The organism is Mycobacterium sp. TH-M82 (genome assembly GCF_057473605.1).
On sequence record NZ_JBYCKY010000363.1, the window covers coordinates 1 to 1047 of the forward strand.

1 protein-coding gene is annotated in these 1047 nt (G+C 69.4%); it reads left to right on the top strand.

Annotation, left to right across the window (positions count from 1 at the left end):
* Positions 1 to 1047: AMP-binding protein (locus AC2VON_RS11195; protein WP_486953023.1), on the top strand; the 1047-nt coding region annotated here is incomplete at both ends.

A 1047-nucleotide genomic window follows, 5' to 3' on the forward strand; every position in this document is an offset into this window, starting at 1 on the left:
CCATCACCCACCACAACGTGATCGGGCTGCTGGACTCTCTCGCCGTCGAGTTGGCGCCGGGGCTGGTGTGGTCGCAGTGGCATTCGTTGGCCTTCGATGTCTCGGTCTGCGAGATCTGGGGTGCGCTTCTGGCCGGCGGGCGCCTCGTGGTGGTGCCCGAGTCGGTGGCGCGTTCGCCGCAAGATTTCCATGCGCTGTTGGCCGCCGAAGAAGTCGGCGTTTTGAGCCAGACCCCGTCGGGGTTCTCTGCGCTGCAGACCGCGGATGCGCTCGCACCCGAGCTCGGGCGTCGGCTCAAGCTTGAGGCCGTGGTGTTCGCCGGGGAGGCGCTCGAGCCCCAGCGGCTGTCGCCGTGGCTGGACAACCACCCGGATTTGCCGCGCCTGCTGAACTTGTATGGCACCACCGAGACGACGGTGCACGCCTCGTTCCGGGAGATCCTGGCTGCCGACGTGCACAGCACGGCCAGCCCCGTCGGGGTGCCGCTGGCCCACCTGGCCTTCTTCGTGCTGGACGCGTGGTTGCAGCCGGTGCCCGCGGGCGTAGTGGGGGAGTTGTATGTCGCCGGCACCAGTGTGGGGTGTGGGTATTGGCGGCGTCCCGGTCTGAGTGCGACGCGGTTTGTGGCGTGTCCGTTCGGGGAGCCGGGGGCGCGGATGTATCGCACCGGGGATCTGGTGTGGTGGGGTGCGGACGGTCAGCTGCGGTATGTGGGGCGCGCTGATGAGCAGGTCAAGATCCGCGGGTACCGCATCGAGCTGGGTGAGGTGCAGGCGGCGTTGGCCTCGCTGGACGGGGTGCGGCAGGCGGTGGCGATCGTCCGCGAGGACCGACCGGGCGACAAGCGCCTGGTGGGTTATGTCACCGGGACCGCAGACCCGGCCGAAATGCCCGCCGCGCTGGCCGAGCGGCTGCCGTCGTACATGGTGCCGGCGGCGGTCGTTGTCGTTGAGGCGCTGCCGCTGACTGTCAACGGCAAACTCGACAAGCGGGCCCTTCCGGCGCCGGAGTACCAGGACGTCGATCGCTATCGCGCCCCGACCGACG